The organism is bacterium, assembly GCA_026708015.1.
Classification (GTDB): Bacteria; Actinomycetota; Acidimicrobiia; order Acidimicrobiales; family Bin134; genus Poriferisocius.
The window spans coordinates 187,765-203,393 of sequence record JAPOVT010000048.1 but is presented as its reverse complement, the minus strand read 5'-3'; the positions used below and the strand labels follow the sequence as shown (position 1 = coordinate 203,393).

Genomic DNA, 15,629 nt, shown 5'->3' with positions numbered 1-15,629 from the left:
GAGATGGCCGTGCCGCTCAGGCACACGTTGACGTTGGTCTGGCCCGCGTTCAGGTTGGCGAAACTGAGGGTCACCGTCACGTCGGTGAGACTCGAATCGCCCTCCGACGTACCATCCGAGGACAGGGTCATGGTGACTGTGGGGGCGGTCTGCGCCGACGCCGGCCCAGGCGGCACCACAACCAGCAGCGCCGCCAACACACCCAGCGCCGCCAACAGGCCCAAAATCTGGTGCCAACCAGCCGGGCGCAACAAACCAGCGAAGCGCAACATCACAAATCCCGCGCCGCTCAAACGCTCCATCATCCCAAAAGATGGGGGGGGGGGGGGACACCATTGCAATCCCTCCTTCAACCGGCAATAAGCCAACAGAAGCCAGAAAAAACTCCCCACAAGGATACCAGAACCCACCCTCCGAAACAAGACCCCGGAGGTTCCCGGCTGTCATGGGAGCTCCTGTCAATCCCGCTCGCCTCGATGAGGAGACAGCAGCAGACTGGTGTGTGCGCCGCTTGTTGCCACTGGGATCATCTGACATTACATTGATGTCAAGCAACTCGAACGACTTCCAGATGACCAAGGAGTCCGAATGAGCCAAATCACCGCCCGGGTTCCCGACGAACTGGTTGATGCGCTGGATGCGGCCGCCGAGGATTTGAAGCGCAGCCGGGCTGAGATCATTCGCCAGGCTTTGGAACGGTATCTGGAGGACTATGACGATCTCGAGGTGGCCCTTGAGCGCCTTCGAGACCCAACCGACCCGGTGCTCGATTGGGACCAGGTCAGACATGAGCTGCTCGATTCGGATTGATCGCAGCGCCATTCAAGAACGCCTGGTGGCGCAGAAGCCGTAGCCGATGGCCGCTTACTCAGTTCGGATCAAGCGCAGCGCGTCCCAAGACATGGCTCAGATTGCTCACCGGGATCGCGAGCGGATTGTGTACGCCATCGACCGCCTCGCCGAGCAACCGCACGCGGGCTACCCGTTGAAGGGAGATTTGAGGGGCCTTCGCCGCCTACGCGTCGGCGACTACAGGGTGGTGTACGAAGTGCTCAACAACGAACTGGTGGTCCTCGTTGTTCGAGTCGCCCATCGCCGGGAGTCCTATCGCCGCCAATAAGGCCACACTCCCCCAGCTTGGGCTGTGCCGCTCCACTGCGAAAGGGAGAACTTTGCACGCCTCCCGAAGGCGCAGAAGGGACCGCACCGGCAAGCGGTTGCGGCGGATAGAGGCTCGATGGCCTAGGCGGTGAGCAGGGCTGCGGGGACGACGCCGATGCCGTCACGGCGGCGGTAGGCCTCTTTGCCGGTAGTGATGACGGCCGCGTCGAGCAGGTCGTCGCCGAGCCGTTCGGCGAGCCACGCCAAGTGCCGGACGTCGCGGCCTTTGACTGTCGCTGACAGCTTGACCTCGAAGGCCACGACTCGCCCGTCGCCTCGCTCCACGATCAGGTCGACCTCGTGCTCGCCGCCGTGGGTGCGCAAATGAGAGACACGGGTTCTGTTGGCCTGCGCGTACACCCGAACCGACAGGGCCACCAGCGACTCAAACATCGCCCCGAGCAGGGTTCCGTCACGGGGCAGCGCATGATCCGTCGCCTGGCCTTCGAGCAAGCCCGACTCGTCGATGCCGAGGCAGCGCAGCGCCAAGGCAGGGTCCGCCAGATGGTGTTTCGGCGCTGAGGCCAGGCGTCGGAGCCGGTTGCGGGTCGGCAGCCAAGCCGGCAGATCTTCGATCAGCCACAACTGCTCGAGCGCTCGCCGGTGGGCAGCCGCAGTGGGCGGAGAGGGCGGATCGGCTGATCCTTCAGCGGCAGCGTTGCGAACGGCGGCGAAGGATGTGGCGGTGGCGGTGGCAGCGGCGTATGCCGCGAGCCAGCGCCGAAGCGCTCTGCGGTCACGAATGCCAGCCCCGGCTTCGTCGAGGTCGTAGTCGGCTACCCGGTCTAGATAGCCGTCGAGCAGGTCGGCCCGCAGCACCCGGCCCAAGGGCCGAATGCCGGGGAAGCCCGAGCGCGCGATCTCTGCTGCGTAGTCGGCCAGCGTCACGCCGGACGCGCCGGCGAGCCGCGGCCGTTCCCCCGACAGCAGTTCGCTGAGGCTGACGGTCGGCGCTGCGAGAGAGCGCTCGGACAGCGACAGCGGATGCATCCGCAGCGTGACGATGCGCCCCGCGCCCGAGTGGGTCGGCCGCTCACTCGGCGCTGCCGAACCGGTCAAAAGGAAGCTCGACTTCTTTGCCCGGTCGTCGACGTGGCGCCGGACGAGGTCCCACGACGCCGGGTACCGCTGCCATTCGTCGATCAGCACCGGCGGGTCGCCCTCCACCAGGCGCGACGGGTCGCCATGCACGAGCTCAAGCTGCTGATCGTCGTCGAGGCGGTGCACCGTGCGGGCGCGGCGCAGCGCTGTCTCGGTCTTGCCGACCGCGCGCGGCCCCTCGAGCGAGATGGCGGGCAGGCCCGACAGCAGTTCGTCGAGCCGCCGGTCGACGATGCGCGGAATGTAGAAGTCTGGGCGAATCTCGTCCACGGGATACAAGCTTATGATTTCGACGCCCCTAATTTGTCGATTTCGACGGCTTGAATTTGCCTACTTCGACGCCCCGAAGACGCCTCCATAACGGCGTTACAACCCGAAGCAGAACAACACCACCTTGGGCTGTGTCGCTCTACTGCGAATCCGCGGTGCGCTCGATGCGCACGAGCAGCGCCGCCGAAGGGGTGACCTTGCCGTTCAGGTACGTGCTGAGCCGCGACGCGCTGGTGCCCACCGATGCCGCGAACTCCGCCTTGGTCTTCCCCGCCCGCTCGACGGCGGCCTGGACGCGGGCCGCCACGTCGGCCCGGTCGGCGCGCTCGGCCTGCTTGCGGGCGCGCTCGATGGCCAACGCGAAGAGCGTGCTTGTGGCGTCGGGGTCGCGGTAGCCGAGGTAGCGCTCCACCCGCCGGGCCACGGTCCCCCACGGCATCCGCCTGATCTCCGCGAAGACGGGTTGCCAATCAGGAACCAGACCGCGGTCGATCGCGGCCACCAGCGCCTCGTAGGGCCAGGTCTCGACGTCGTCGCCCACCTCGGCGTCGACGTTGCGGAACCGCAGCCCGCTCACGCCGCACCGCCCAATCGCAAGGCCAGCGCCTGGCATGCGTCCACCACATCGGACCAGCAGTGCCACCGCGGGTCGAGCCCCTTGTAGCGGGGGAGCTCGTCGATCACGTCGGTGTCGCGCGGCGACGGCTCGGCCAGCGCCACCACCAGCGAGGTGAGGACCGACGCCGGATCGCCGGACCGGTCGACGTAGTAGCCGTCGATGCCCGAGAGCACGCCGTCGGCCGCGTCCTCGCCGATGTGGTCGACGAGTGCGACAACGTCGAGAAAGTCGCGCACCACGTTGCGCTGCACGACCAGAAAGGCCTTGACCCGCAAGGCTTCCGCCTCGGTCGGCGCTACGACGACAGCGCCGGGGCCAACGACGACCTCGACGGTCTCGAGCGGCCGAATCCGACGCATCTGGCGGAGTCCGGCCTCGATCCCGTCGAGGCTCCCCATGATGGTGAACGGCGGCTTCGAGGCGCGCACCGAAGTCGCCCACCCCTCAGTAGACTCCACCGCCTCCAGGACCGCCTCGTACCGGTCGACCAGATCGGCGAGAACGTGGTCGTGGTCGAGGGAGTCGCGGTGGCCGGCATGCAGCGCCGCGGCCGATCCCCCCACCAAGACTGCATCAGGCACGACCGACTGCAAGCGCGCCGCCGATGCCAGCACCCGCCTCAGCACCGGACTCATCTCACCCACACCGCTTATCATAACCGATAAGCAGTATACCTCGCCGGTCTCGTCTTCTTCGGGGTCGTGGTCGTCGATAACCGGAATGTACACATAGCGATACAGCAGCCATGAGCCCGCAGTGAACACCAGCGGCCGGCCAACACGAGAAGGTGGCTGACAGTCCCGCCGCTCTCGGTCTTCCTAGAAATGCCGGAGGAGGGCGACGAACCCTGCCTGTTCGAAGTCTCGGTCGTAGGCGAGTGCCTTGTCGATCCGCCGTTCCTCCATGATGAGAAAGCTGGCACAATCAGTGAGACTCCAAGAGTGGTCGACCCGGGCGGCATATCGCTGCGCGGCGGCCTGGAACTGCGAGTCGGTTTGCGGGACGATCTCAACGTCGTGGCGCGCCTGAAGTTCTTGGATCATGTGCGCAGCGAGGCTTCGGAGGCGGACTCCTCCACGGGACATGTAGTTGAGCACCTCGACCATGACCATCTGGGTTGTCACGGTGTTGAACACCCCTAAATCGGCCACAGCGGCCCTCGCCCGCCCATGCAGCGGATCCCTGTGGTCAAGGTTCGCGATAAAGTAGCCAGCGTCAGCGAAGACGGCGTTCACTGTTCTTGGACTCTTGGGCGGCCATACAGGTAGTGCTTGTAATTCTGGGCCCCGTCGGCGGGCATCTCCTTCCAAGCCGCTGGGGGAACCGACTCTTGGAGCCTGTCGAACATCTCCAGGAGCGACTCGCCGCCCACTTGGCTTGACTGCGCACTCTTGGCGGCCGGCGCGTCGTCGATCGACACGGTCACCTGCGCCCCCTCAACCAAATCCAGAGGCTCGACAGGTGCGAGGACGCCGTTGGCATATGTTGCCGTCAATCTGGTCTTCATGGCCGATCCTCCGCCACGCTCTACCGTCCCATCATCCTACCCGGGCCTGTCAGTTTTTCAGCAGGGGTTTCGGTTCGCCGGGCTCAGTGGTTCGCCTTTCGCCAGTCGTGGTAGGCGGCCCAGATCACCAGCATGGGGGGCAGCACCACTACTGCGGCGATCAGCGAGTAGATGACGGTGATGGCGGTGAGCAGGCCGAACTGGCCCATTGGTGCGATGGGGCTGAATATCAGCACCATGAATCCCAGCGCCGTGGTGAGCGCCGAGCCGATGAGCGCCCCGCCGGTGGTTCTCATGGTGGTGTTGATGGCCTCGCTGATCGATTTGCCGTGGTCCACCTCTTCGATGAAGCGGTGGGTGACGTGGATGGTGTAGTCCACGCCGATGCCGATGGAGAGCGCAGTGATGAGCGCGGTGATCACGTTGTAGCTGTATCCCAAGAGCACCATGGTGCCCAGCACCCACACCAGCACCAACAAGATGGGCAGCACCGACAGCACTGCCAGCATGGGCCGGAACTCGGTGATCCAGAAGAACAGGATCAGCACCAGCAAAGCGGCCACGATGGTCAAAAAGATGGAGGTGGCCTGGCTCTCGGTGAGGCTGTCGGTGACCTCCAGTGAGGTGATCTCGTTGGCGACCGGGGTGATGTCGCGGTCGTCGCCGAACCACAGCCCGTCCACGTCGGCGAACAGCTCGCGGGTGCGGTCGGCGTCGCCGGTGAGGGCGTTGAACTGCAAGATGGTGCGGTCGTCGCTGCCTGCTGCGCCCAAGGCCACCACCGAGTCGAATCGGGCCGGATCGTGGTCGCGCATCAACATCAGCATTCGGTCGATGGCGGCGCTGTCGAGGAACAGCGGGCTCGACTGGCCCAGCGCCAGCTCAGCCTCGATCTGGGCCCGCAAGTCTTCGGGCAGGCCCCAGAAGTAGGTGCCCAGCGAGTTGGTGATGGCGCTGCTCACCGCTTCGGGGCGCTGGGAGGGGTCTTCGATGGCGGCGGAGAAGTCCAACAGGTTGCGCAGCGTGCGGTCGTTTGACAGGTTGGCCTCCACCAGCACGGTGACCGGCTCGGTGTTGCCGCCCAGGTTCTCGGCCATGAACACCGCGTCTTCTTTGCTCTCGGTGCCGTCGGGGATGAAGTCGGTGGAGTTGAACTCGGTGCCGAGCTGAGTGGTCAGCGCCATGAAGACCACGGTGATCACCCCGGTCAACGCCAAGATGACCGAGGGGCGGCGCACCGTGGCGGCGCCGATGGACTGCACGAGCTTGCCGGCGCCGGGAATGGCCTGGTCGATGGGCCGGATCTGCGGCACCTTGCCCTTGGCCTCGCCCCGGCGGTCCAACAGCGAGCGCACCGCGGGCACCGCAGTCAAAAACACGGTGAGGCCGCTGAACACGCCTACCGCGGCCACCACGCCGAAGTCGGCCAGCCCCGAGATATCGCCGAACAGGTTGGTGAGGAAGCTGGCGATGGTCGTCACCCCGGCCAAGCCGAGAGGCAGCATCACGCCGGCCACCGACTTGGAGACACCCCCGGCGGCGTCAGCGCCCCGAGCTCGGACTTCGCGATAGCGGGAGGTGACCTGTATGCCGTAGTCCACGCACAGCCCGATGAGCATCACCGGCACCATCTGGGCCAAGACGCTGGGAGCGCCGATGACGTCGAGCCCGTCGGGCCCGAGCAGGCCCTGGAACCCGAGCGCCCACAAAATGGTGAGGATAAGCCCACCCAGCGACAGCAAAACGTCGGAGAGCTGCCGGTAGAACAGCACCAGCAGCAACGCGATCACCGCAAACGCAACCAGCATGAGAACGAGCAAAGAGCTCTGGCTGGAGTCATCGGACTCTTGATCGCTCTTGCCCTGTGAGGCGGCGCGGGCCGACTCCAGCTCTGCCAACGGCACCTGCTTCACCGCATCGTCCGCCGTCAGCTGCGCCTCGGCCAACCCCACGGGGTCGCCATAGGCGTTCACCGTGACAATGCCGATGCCGCCGATCACGCGACCCGAGTCGCTGCGGGCCACCATCTCATCGAGGAGCGTGCCCAGCGCGGCATTGGACTCATCGGCGATGGCGGCGTCTATCTCCTGCTGCGACAACGACGCCAGGTTCACGCTTCGGGGGTCGCCGTCGGGGCCCGCCAGCATGGCGGCCAGAACATGGCCCGGCGAGGTGGGCGGTCGAGCCCGGAACAGGTAGTCGGCCAAATCAGGATGGTCAGCCGCAGCGTTGGTCGCCGCTAGGGCATCGGCAGCGCCCGCGGGGCTCAGCACATCGCCTCGCAGCACCACCTGCATCACTTCCAGCTCAGCAGAGTCGGGGAAGCTCTCAGACAGATTGTCGATGGCGGCCACGAGTTCGCTGCCCTCGGGCAGGAATGCATCCTCCACATCCGCAGTGCCGGTGGTCTTGGTCAAGCCGAACACCGCCACCACCGTTACCGCCAGCACCACCGCCAGCGCCATCCGCGGCCAGTTGCCCACCCAGCGCCCGTACACCTCGAACAACCTGTTCACACCCGACCGCCTTCCTCTGGTCGTGCTCGTTCAACCTTGAACAGCACTTGGGCAGGCTAATCCACAGAAAAGGACCCTTCCCTATCGTCATGGCTGCTCATTCGTGCCCCGTCGATCAAGACCTCTACTCGTCTGACCTACCCTCAGGCTCAAGCTGGTCGGCAATCTCGCGGAGACGCTTTAGAGCGGTCTCATCGTCAAGCTCGCCGAGGTAGGCCGGCAGCTTGATGCCGACTTGGGCGGCCAGGTCGTGGATGGGGGGCAGGGATCTGGCCAGGCCAGAGAGGAAGTTGGCGGTGCTGTTGCCGGTCTTGCCGTCACTGCCGCCGGAGTCCCACACCGTGACCTGGTCGATCTTGAGGTTGGAGATGGCCTTGACCTGCTCGGCCACCAGATTGGGCATCTGCTCGGCGATCAACAGCAGAGCGGCCAACTGGGGATTGCCGCCGGCGTTGTTCACCAGCGCCCCGAGGCCCTCGGCCCGGCGGGTTAGCAGGGCCAGCAGGCCCAGCGCCTCGGCTTCCATGAGCAAACGCTGGCCGTCGGCCTCTCCTCCCTTGACCAGTCTGATCCGGTCGGCCTCAGCCTCAGCCAGCGTGCGCACCCGCTCCCGCTCCACCTCGGCGGGCACCACGATGTCGGCTTCTTGCGAGGCCTTGTCCCGAGAGGCCCGGGCCTGCTCGGCCTGCCCCTCAGCGGCAAACGACTCTTCGGCCGCACGAGCCTGGGTGACCCGCTCAGCGGTGACCGCGGCCCGCTCGGCCTCGGCCTCCTGCTGGCGGCGTGTGCTGTCGGAGTTGGCGATCACCACCTGCGATTCGTTCTCTCCCTCGGTGGCGGTGGCGTTTGCCTCAGCCACCCTGATGCGCCGCTCCCGCTGGGCTTCGGCGGCGCCGATGTCGCCGTCGCGCTCCTGTTCGGCCACCTTGATCTTGGCCTCGTTGATGGCCCGGGCGGCGGCCTCGCGCCCCAGGGCGTCGATGTAGCCCGACTCGTCGGTTACATCCTGAATGTTGACGTTGATAAGGCGCAGACCCACTTTGCGCAGTTCGATTTCCAGCGACTCGGTGATGTTGGTGATCAGCTTCTCCCGGTCGGCGTTGATCTCCTCAATGGGCATGGTGGCGATAACCACCCGCATCTGGCCGAAGATGATGTCCCGGGCCAGGTTCTCAATCTCTACCAGGCTTAGACCGAGCAGCCGCTCGGCAGCGTTCTGCATGACGCCGGGCTCGGTGGAGATTCCCACAGTGAACGTGGCCGGGGTGTTGACCCGGATGTTCTGCTGCGACAGGGCGCCTTGGAGCTTGATCTCGATGGGCAACGGCGTGAGGTCCAAGAAGGCGTAGCCCTGAATGACGGGCCACACCAGGGCACCGCCTCCGTGGAGGCATCGGGCCGACTGACCCTGTCCTCCCACCCGGCCGTAGATCACCAGCACGCGGTCGGAGGGGCAGCGCTTGTATCGGGAAGAAACCCACAACAGCGCGATGAGAAGAATGACAATTAGGCCGGCAACAAGGGCTATGGCAGCCATCAAAAGGTCCTTTCGGGTCTAAATCAGATGAGTTACAGGGGGTTGACGAGGACGGTGGACTGGTCCACCACAGAAACCACGGTGACGCGGGTCTGAGCCGGGAGGTCGTTGTCTGAGTTGGTGTAGGCATCGATCACACGGAGCCGTCCTTGGATGAGGATTTCAACCTTGCCGGGCATGGAGCGGTTGGCCGGAATCGGCAGGTACACGGTGCCGATGACGCCCACCGCGCTCTGGTAGTCGATTGAGCCGCTCTCCTCCATTTGGGAGAACTTGCGCCACATGTAAGCCACGGCGAAGAACACCGCCAACCCCACCGCAATGGCCACGATCACCGAAACCGGGGTGGAGCTGTCCGCTTCCTTCATCAACACGCCGGTCCAGCCGAAGGCGAAGAAAAACGCCGTCAGGCTGCGCAGGGAGAGGAATCCCGTTCCCGCGCCTTCGTCCTCGAGGTCGATGTCGAGGTCGGAGCCGACGCCGAAGCCCAACAACAGGAGCTGGAGAATGAGGAAGACGCCGGCGATGACGCCGATCAGATAGAAGACCTGTAGGTCGCCGGTCAGGCCATCCCACCAGTCGCCCATCTGTTGTTCCTCCCGTCTATCTCGTTATCTCGCAGTCCGAAGCGCAGTCTGGCGCTCAATCTGGCGCTGGCCTGCGGTTTGGGCCTCCTTGACGGCAATCCTACCGGCTTTTCCGGCCATTTCCTCCCGGCCCCTCTGCCATAGCGCCTTGCTGGGCAAATGCGCTTTGAATGACCAAATCACATGCTGGGCGTGGCAGAGTCTCAGGGTGGCTGAGGCCAAGGTTCGCTGGAAGCACCAGTGGAAGGAGCTCTACGAGGAGGTCATCGACACCGGGCTGTGTACGGGGTGCGCGGGCTGCGTGATCGCCTGCCCCCACGACGTGATCGGCTACAAGCACGAGCCCGGCCAGTACAAGCCCTTCCACCTGGAGGAGGAGCTGGGCCTGTCCGACTGCATCCACGGCCAGAAGGGCTGTACCTCCTGCACCCGGGCCTGTCCCCGGTTCCGCACCTGGGAGGCCGAGGCCGACGAACACCTGTTCGGGCGCATCCGCACCGAGGACGAGGTTTCCGGCATCTACAGCGACATCCTGCTGGTGCGAGCCAGCGACGACTATGTGTACGAGGTGGGCCAGGACGGCGGGCTGGTGTCGGCCATCTTGATCTGGTGCCTGGAGAACGACGTCATCGACGGCGCCCTCACGTCGTTTCTGGAGGGCGGCGGCGCCGACGGCTGGAAGGCGGTGCCGGGCCTGGCCGTCAACCGAGAAGAGGTACTGCGGGGCGCGGGCAGCCGCTACACCTACTCGGCCAATCCCCTGGCCTACCGGGAGGCCAAGGAGCGGGGTTTGGAAAGCCTGGCCCTGGTGGGCATGAGCTGTCAGACCTCCATCGGACCGGTGATGTGGAACCGCAAGGTGGGCAAGGTGGGCCGTCCCATCAAGCTGAACATCGGGCTGCTGTGCTCCAAGAGCTTCGACGACTCCATGTTCGAAGAGCTGTTCTGGGTGAAGTACGGCCTGCCCACCGACCAGATCGCCAAGATGAACATCAAGGGCGTGTTCCAGGTGTGGATGAAGAACGGCGACTACCACGAGATCAACCTCAAGGAGTGCCACGCCTGGACTCGGGAGGGCTGCAACCTCTGCCCCGATTTCGCCGCCGAGCACGCCGACATCTCCACCGGGGGCATCGGCGACGCCACCGACTGGACCCTCACCGTGGTTCGCACCGAACTGGGCCGGGCTGTCATCAACGCCATGCTGGACGACGGGGTGATCCAGGCCCGCCCAGGCGACGACGACCCGGGCGCGGTGGCCCTCATGCACAAGCTGGCCGCCAAGAGCCGCCAGCGCTGGCCCGACTGGGCCGAGAGCGCGGTCCGGGTAGGGGTCTGAGCCGGGTAGGGGTTTGAGGGAGGATCTGCCCCCAGCGGGCTGCTAGCCCAGCCCCGATTCCTCCAGGATGCACTGGCGCATGATCTGGTTTACCTCTTCGGTCAAGTCGGCATTGATGTTGCTGCGCAGATCGTCGTCAAGCTCTTTGAACTGCTCGAAGGTCAAGCTGTCCCTGATCCTGTCGAAGCCGCACTTGCACACATCGTCCAAATTCGCTTGAACCTGCTGGTCCAGATCGTCTTTGCCGGCCTCCCGGCATCCATCGCGGAAGTTCCGCTCGGGCTGGCCCACGTTGGGCTCGCATTCCTCACTGCCGCCGAGGCAGTACTCGTCGGCATTGTCGTCCCACGAGGTGGGCGCGCCGGAGCTGCCGCAGGCGGCTGCAACCAGAATCAGCGCAGCCGCAATCGCCAGCAAGCGGGTCTTCGTCACGGGCCCAACGGTATCGCCCGATCCGCTGAAGTCGCGAACCATTGGGCGGTCTAGGGCTGCACTGCATCAGCCAGCGCCAAGGCCCGGGCGAACACCTGGTCGACCATGTCGGTGGTGAGCCGGCCGGTGAAGGTGTTCTGCTGGCTCACGTGATAGCAGCCCACCACCGTTTGCCCACCGGGAGCGGGCGCCTCCAACCCGTGGGCGAACTTGGGCCGGGGCCGCACCCCCAACTCGGCGGCCACCGCCCCGTAGCCGATGGCCCCCAAGGCCACAAACACCCGGGCCCGACTCAGCAACTCCAGCTCCCTCACCAGAAAGGGGCGACAGGCGTCCCGCTCGGCGGGGGTGGGCTTGTTCTGGGGTGGCGCGCAGCGCACCGGGGCGGTGATGTAAACGTCGCTCAGCACCAGCCCGTCGTCGCGGTCGGTGGCGTTGGGCTGGTTGGCCAGCCCCATCCGGTGCAGCGAGGCATACAGGAAGTCACCCGACCGGTCGCCGGTGAACATTCGCCCGGTGCGGTTGGCGCCGTGGGCCGCCGGCGCCAGACCCACCACCACGATGCGGGCGTCGGGGTCGCCGAAACCCGGCACCGGCCGGCCCCAATAGGTCCAGTCCCGATAGGCCGCCCGCTTCACCGCAGCCACCTCCTCGCGCCAAGCCACCAGCCGAGGGCAGGCGCGACAGGCGATAACATCGGCGGACAGTTCGTCAAATGTGTCTGTTGAGCCCACTACCGCCAAGATAGAAGACAATGGCTGTCAAGAATTGTTCAGAGGCAGCCGCACCCAGAGGCAGATTCCATAGAGCAAATGGCCGCTAAATCCCGCAAACCCACCTTGGTGTTGTTCGTGCGCCATGGCCAAACCCCCACCACCGGCACGGTGCTGCCCGGACGGGCGCCCGGGCTGCACCTCAGCGACCGGGGCCGAGAACAGGCGGAACAAGCCGCGGCCCGCATCGCCGCATTGGGCTCCAAGCGCATCGGGGCGGTCTACGCCTCGCCCATGGAGCGGGCCCGGGAGACCGCCGCGCCTATTGCCCGGGCGGCGGGACGACGGGTTCGGGTGCTTGACAGCCTCAACGAGTGCGACTTCGGCCGGTGGACCGGTCGGCGGCTCAGCGATCTGCGTCGCCGCCGCGACTGGCGCCAAGTGCAGCGCAGCCCCAGCAGCTTCCGCTTCCCGGGGGGAGAGTCGTTCGCCGAGATGCAGACCCGGATGAACGGCGCCGTGCAATCCCTGGTGGCCCGCCACCCCGGCACCACGGTGGTGGCGGTGTCGCATGCCGACACCATCAAGGCGGCGGTCTCCCACGCCTCGGGCGCCCATTTGGACATGTTCCAGCGGATCGTGGTCTCGCCCTGCTCGATCACCGCCATCCTCTACAGCGACGACGGCCCGCTGGTGCTGGCCGTCAACAGCACGTCTGAGCTGAAAGCGCTCGTGCCGTCATGAGCGCTTCTTTCGACCTGAACGACCTCGAGCATTTCACAGTGGGCACCATCGGCCCTCCCGGCCAGCGGGTGTTCTATCTCCAAGCCGGAGTCACCGGCACGCTGGTGTCGCTCAAGCTGGAAAAACAGCAGGTGGCCGCGCTGGCGGAGTATCTAGACGGAGCGCTGAGGGAGATCAGCAACGACCCCGACTCCATCGTCCCCGAGGCCGATATCGGCCTGATCGAGCCCCTGGAATCCGAATGGACGGTGGGCGACATCGGGATCGGCTATGACGCCGACGCCGACCGGATGCTGATAATGGCCACCGAGATGCCCACCCCTGAAGAAGCAGAAGAAGCAGAAGACGACCTGGCCACCGCCCGGTTCCGGATCACCCGGGGCCAGGTGGCCGGCTTCGTCGCCCGGGCCCGACAGATGGTGGCCGCGGGCCGTCCGCCCTGCCGGTACTGCGGCGCTCCGCTTAACGACGACGGCACTTGGTGCCCCTGCTCCAACTGATGAGCCAGTCCCCGTCGAATGCGGAATCGCCGTTTCGCGAGCGGCCCGCGCTCGACGACGCCGACGCCTTTGAAATCCTCACCGCCGGTGAGCTGGACGTGCTGGGGCGGATGCCCTGGAGTTCCAACATGACGTTCCTCGTGGATGTCCACGCCCCTGAATCCCCCATCGTCCAGGGGGTGTACAAGCCGGTGCAGGGTGAGCGGCCCCTGTGGGACTTCCCCGCCGGACTCCACAAGCGTGAGACCGCCGCCTTCGAGCTGTCCCGCGCCCTGGGGTGGGATCTGATACCGCCCACCGTGCTCCGAGACGGGCCGCTGGGCGAGGGCTCGGTGCAGCTCTATGTGCCCACCGACTACGACGAGCACTACTTCACCCTGCGGGAGGAACCCGCCCACCATCGGTGGTTCCAGCGGCTGTGCGCGTTCGACTTCATCATCAACAGCACCGACCGCAAGGGTGGCCACATCCTGCTCGGCCACGACGGGCGGCTCTACGGCATCGACAACGGCCTGTCGTTCCACTGCGAGTTCAAATTGCGCACGGTGATCTGGGAATGGGCCGGGGAGCCGCTGCCCGAAGATTTGGCCGAAGACGTCGGGCGCCTGCTGGAAGAGGGCCTGCCCCCCGAGGTGCGCAGCCTGCTCACCTTGTTCGAACAAGATGCTCTGCTAACGCGAGCCACCGCATTGGCCGAAGAGGGCCGATTCCCCGTCGATCCCAGTGGCCGCCGCCATCCCTGGCCCTTGGTCTAGCGACGCTTGAAGCGCTGGGCCGGAGCGCTGCGGCACTGCTGAGCCGGGCTCGGCTCAGCCCCGGGCTTGCAGGGCTTCGATCAGCTTGGGCAGCACCTTGTGAACATCGCCGACCACGCCGAGGTCGGCGATGCCGAAGATGGGCGCCTCGGCGTCTTTGTTAATGGCGATGATGTTCTTGGAGCCCTTCATGCCCACCATGTGCTGGGTGGCCCCGGAGATTCCGCAGGCCACGTACACGTCGGGCTTGACCACTTTGCCGGTCTGGCCCACCTGGTGGGAATAGGGAACCCAGCCGGCGTCCACAATGGCGCGCGACGCGCCCGCCGCCCCGCCCAAGAGGTTGGCCAGGTCCTCGATCATGGAGTACTTCTCGGCCTCGCCCAGACCCCGGCCGCCCGAGACCACCACGCCGGCCTCGTCCAGCTTGGGACCGGTGGACTCCTCGGCGAAGCGGTCCACCACCCGGGCCGCCCCGGTGGCGCCCAGCTCCGGCACCGACAGGGCCGAAACCGCCGCCGGACCGCCGCCGGACTCCTCGGCGGCGAACGACTTGGGGCGGACCAAGAACAAGCCGACACCCGAACCGTTGAACCGGGTGCTCACGTTGACGGTGCCGCCGAAAACCGGCTCGGTTCCGACCAGAGCGCCGTCGGCTTGCTCCAATTCCACGACGTTGGTGATGACCGGGGCGTTCAGCTTCACCGAGAGCCGACCGGCCACGTCCCGACCGTCGTAGGTGGTGCCGAACAACACTGCGTCAGGTGCGGAACCGGCCTCGATGGCCGAAGCAATGGCCGAGGCCACGGCCGGGCCGGCCAGTCCGTCGCCCAGATCGCCGGTGGCGTGGACCGTGGTCGCCCCGTGAGCACCGAGCTCCGCGGCAACCGGCTCGCCATCGCCGCCCACCACCGCTTCCACGGTGTCAGCCAACTGGCGGGCCCTGGTCAACAACTCCAGGCTGATCGAGGCGACCTTGCCGCCTGAGGCCTCTGCATAAACCCAAATGGTTCCCATGCTGTCTCCTAGCGTCCTTGCTCTTAGACGATCCGAAGCTCTTCGAGCAGGGCGATGATGGCCTCGTGGGCCTCGCCCTCGTCGGTGACGATCTCACCGGCCTCCCGCTCGGGTGCGGGGCTGACGTCGGTGATCTCCTGGCCACCGCCGGCCCAGCCCACCTGGTCGGCGCTGATGCCCAAATCGGCCACGCCCACCTGGTCCATCGGCTTGGACTTGGCCGCCATGATGCCCTTGAACGACGGGTAGCGGGGCTCCACCACCCCGGCGGTCACCGAGACCACCGCGGGCAGCGGACACCGCACCTCGTCGTAGCCGTCCTCGGTCTGGCGCTTAACTACCACCTCGCCGCCGTCGGCTTGGATCTCCTTGGCGAAGGTCACCGAGGGCAGACCCAGCAGCTCAGCCACCTGCTCGGGAACCGTGCCGGTATAACCATCGGACGACTCGGTGGCGGCCAAGATCAGATCGGCCTGAGCCCGGCCGATGGCCGCGGCTAGAACCCGGGCGGTGCCCAGGGCGTCGGTTCCGGCCAACGACTCGTCGCTGACCAGAATGGCCTTGTCGGCCCCCATCGCCAGCGCAGAGCGCAGACCGTTCACCTCTTCGTTGGGGGCCATCGACACCAAGGTCACCTCGCCCTCACCGACGGCGTCGCGAAGCTGGAGGGCCATCTCCACGCCGTATGAGTCCGACTCGTCCATGATGAGCTTCATGTCCCGCTTGAGGGTGTTGGTCTCCGGGTCGAGCTCCCCGGGATCGGCCGGATCGGGGATTTGTTTCACGCAGACGACAATGTCCATAGCGTGCAAGTCTCCCACCCGACCTCAG

General features: G+C 66.0%; 19 protein-coding genes. 6 read left to right on the top strand and 13 right to left on the bottom strand.

What is annotated here, in order from left to right; genetic code table 11:
• Positions 1-293 (bottom strand): hypothetical protein (locus OXG30_11630; GenBank protein MCY4135544.1); only part of this gene is annotated, 293 nt, incomplete at its 3' end.
• Between the two features lie 295 nt (positions 294-588).
• Between OXG30_11630 and OXG30_11625 the strand changes: the two genes are divergently transcribed.
• Positions 589-810, top strand: coding sequence for a ribbon-helix-helix protein, CopG family (locus OXG30_11625; protein MCY4135543.1), 222 nt, complete (start codon positions 589-591; stop codon positions 808-810).
• Positions 811-856: 46 nt separating this feature from the next.
• Positions 857-1,120 (top strand): type II toxin-antitoxin system RelE/ParE family toxin, encoded by a 264-nt coding sequence (locus OXG30_11620; GenBank protein MCY4135542.1) that lies wholly within the window; start codon positions 857-859, stop codon positions 1,118-1,120.
• Between the two features lie 122 nt (positions 1,121-1,242).
• On the opposite strand, the gene OXG30_11615 is transcribed toward OXG30_11620, so the two are convergent.
• The 8 genes from OXG30_11615 to OXG30_11580 all read right to left on the bottom strand — a co-directional run bounded on the left by OXG30_11615 (position 1,243) and on the right by OXG30_11580 (position 9,298).
• A complete protein-coding gene (locus tag OXG30_11615) occupies positions 1,243-2,532 on the bottom strand; it encodes a DUF4143 domain-containing protein (protein MCY4135541.1) in 1,290 nt (429 codons plus the stop codon).
• A gap of 139 nt (positions 2,533-2,671) precedes the next feature.
• Entirely contained in the window at positions 2,672-3,109 is a 438-nt protein-coding gene (locus tag OXG30_11610) for a helix-turn-helix transcriptional regulator (GenBank protein MCY4135540.1), read from the bottom strand.
• On the bottom strand, positions 3,106-3,915 hold the full coding sequence (locus tag OXG30_11605; protein ID MCY4135539.1) for a hypothetical protein: 810 nt from the start codon (positions 3,913-3,915) through the stop codon (positions 3,106-3,108). The genes OXG30_11610 and OXG30_11605 overlap by 4 nt, the downstream gene beginning before the upstream one ends.
• Before the next feature lie 54 nt (positions 3,916-3,969).
• The gene (locus OXG30_11600) at positions 3,970-4,386 is read right to left on the bottom strand and encodes a PIN domain-containing protein (protein ID MCY4135538.1); all 417 of its coding nucleotides are present in this window, start codon (positions 4,384-4,386) and stop codon (positions 3,970-3,972) included.
• The gene (locus OXG30_11595; GenBank protein ID MCY4135537.1) at positions 4,383-4,658 is read right to left on the bottom strand and encodes an antitoxin family protein; all 276 of its coding nucleotides are present in this window, start codon (positions 4,656-4,658) and stop codon (positions 4,383-4,385) included. The genes OXG30_11600 and OXG30_11595 overlap by 4 nt, the downstream gene beginning before the upstream one ends.
• 83 nt (positions 4,659-4,741) lie before the next feature.
• The gene (locus OXG30_11590) at positions 4,742-7,174 is read right to left on the bottom strand and encodes an MMPL family transporter (protein ID MCY4135536.1); all 2,433 of its coding nucleotides are present in this window, start codon (positions 7,172-7,174) and stop codon (positions 4,742-4,744) included.
• A 124-nt stretch (positions 7,175-7,298) separates the two neighbouring features.
• Positions 7,299-8,711, bottom strand: coding sequence for an SPFH domain-containing protein (locus OXG30_11585; protein ID MCY4135535.1), 1,413 nt, complete (start codon positions 8,709-8,711; stop codon positions 7,299-7,301).
• Positions 8,712-8,743: 32 nt separating this feature from the next.
• Positions 8,744-9,298 carry a hypothetical protein gene (locus OXG30_11580; protein ID MCY4135534.1) on the bottom strand — a complete coding sequence of 185 codons (555 nt, stop codon included), beginning with the start codon at positions 9,296-9,298 and terminating at the stop codon, positions 8,744-8,746.
• A 208-nt stretch (positions 9,299-9,506) separates the two neighbouring features.
• Here OXG30_11580 and OXG30_11575 point away from each other — a divergent pair, with 208 nt between their 5' ends.
• Positions 9,507-10,637 (top strand): Coenzyme F420 hydrogenase/dehydrogenase, beta subunit C-terminal domain, encoded by a 1,131-nt coding sequence (locus OXG30_11575; GenBank protein MCY4135533.1) that lies wholly within the window; start codon positions 9,507-9,509, stop codon positions 10,635-10,637.
• 42 nt (positions 10,638-10,679) lie between these two features.
• Here OXG30_11575 and OXG30_11570 read toward each other — a convergent pair whose 3' ends face one another.
• Positions 10,680-11,069: a hypothetical protein gene (locus OXG30_11570; protein MCY4135532.1), complete on the bottom strand. Its 390-nt coding sequence runs from the start codon at positions 11,067-11,069 to the stop codon at positions 10,680-10,682.
• 50 nt (positions 11,070-11,119) lie between these two features.
• Positions 11,120-11,776 carry a uracil-DNA glycosylase gene (locus OXG30_11565; GenBank protein ID MCY4135531.1) on the bottom strand — a complete coding sequence of 219 codons (657 nt, stop codon included), beginning with the start codon at positions 11,774-11,776 and terminating at the stop codon, positions 11,120-11,122.
• Between the two features lie 105 nt (positions 11,777-11,881).
• Here OXG30_11565 and OXG30_11560 point away from each other — a divergent pair, with 105 nt between their 5' ends.
• The 3 genes from OXG30_11560 to OXG30_11550 are packed head-to-tail and all read left to right on the top strand — an operon-like array spanning position 11,882 to position 13,781.
• Entirely contained in the window at positions 11,882-12,526 is a 645-nt protein-coding gene (locus OXG30_11560) for an MSMEG_4193 family putative phosphomutase (GenBank protein ID MCY4135530.1), read from the top strand.
• The gene (locus tag OXG30_11555) at positions 12,523-13,026 is read left to right on the top strand and encodes a DUF3090 family protein (protein MCY4135529.1); all 504 of its coding nucleotides are present in this window, start codon (positions 12,523-12,525) and stop codon (positions 13,024-13,026) included. The genes OXG30_11560 and OXG30_11555 overlap by 4 nt, the downstream gene beginning before the upstream one ends.
• Positions 13,026-13,781: an SCO1664 family protein gene (locus OXG30_11550; GenBank protein ID MCY4135528.1), complete on the top strand. Its 756-nt coding sequence runs from the start codon at positions 13,026-13,028 to the stop codon at positions 13,779-13,781. The genes OXG30_11555 and OXG30_11550 overlap by 1 nt, the downstream gene beginning before the upstream one ends.
• A 54-nt stretch (positions 13,782-13,835) precedes the next feature.
• On the opposite strand, the gene OXG30_11545 is transcribed toward OXG30_11550, so the two are convergent.
• Together OXG30_11545 and OXG30_11540 are read right to left on the bottom strand one after the other, a co-directional pair.
• Complete coding sequence (locus tag OXG30_11545; GenBank protein MCY4135527.1) at positions 13,836-14,798, bottom strand: electron transfer flavoprotein subunit alpha/FixB family protein; 963 nt, start codon at positions 14,796-14,798, stop codon at positions 13,836-13,838.
• Between the two features lie 23 nt (positions 14,799-14,821).
• The gene (locus OXG30_11540) at positions 14,822-15,601 is read right to left on the bottom strand and encodes an electron transfer flavoprotein subunit beta/FixA family protein (GenBank protein MCY4135526.1); all 780 of its coding nucleotides are present in this window, start codon (positions 15,599-15,601) and stop codon (positions 14,822-14,824) included.
• Positions 15,602-15,629: the final 28 nt, after the last annotated feature.

What these genes read in the sequence shown, in the direction of transcription:
- OXG30_11625 (MCY4135543.1), top strand. Translation starts at nt 589, where the DNA reads ATGAGCCAAATCACCGCCCGGGTTCCCGACGAACTGGTTGATGCGCTG.
- OXG30_11620 (MCY4135542.1), top strand. Translation starts at nt 857, where the DNA reads ATGGCCGCTTACTCAGTTCGGATCAAGCGCAGCGCGTCCCAAGACATG.
- OXG30_11595 (MCY4135537.1), bottom strand. Translation starts at nt 4,658, where the DNA reads ATGAAGACCAGATTGACGGCAACATATGCCAACGGCGTCCTCGCACCT.
- OXG30_11585 (MCY4135535.1), bottom strand. Translation starts at nt 8,711, where the DNA reads ATGGCTGCCATAGCCCTTGTTGCCGGCCTAATTGTCATTCTTCTCATC.
- OXG30_11580 (MCY4135534.1), bottom strand. Translation starts at nt 9,298, where the DNA reads ATGGGCGACTGGTGGGATGGCCTGACCGGCGACCTACAGGTCTTCTAT.
- OXG30_11560 (MCY4135530.1), top strand. Translation starts at nt 11,882, where the DNA reads ATGGCCGCTAAATCCCGCAAACCCACCTTGGTGTTGTTCGTGCGCCAT.
- OXG30_11555 (MCY4135529.1), top strand. Translation starts at nt 12,523, where the DNA reads ATGAGCGCTTCTTTCGACCTGAACGACCTCGAGCATTTCACAGTGGGC.
- OXG30_11550 (MCY4135528.1), top strand. Translation starts at nt 13,026, where the DNA reads ATGAGCCAGTCCCCGTCGAATGCGGAATCGCCGTTTCGCGAGCGGCCC.
- OXG30_11545 (MCY4135527.1), bottom strand. Translation starts at nt 14,798, where the DNA reads ATGGGAACCATTTGGGTTTATGCAGAGGCCTCAGGCGGCAAGGTCGCC.
- OXG30_11540 (MCY4135526.1), bottom strand. Translation starts at nt 15,601, where the DNA reads ATGGACATTGTCGTCTGCGTGAAACAAATCCCCGATCCGGCCGATCCC.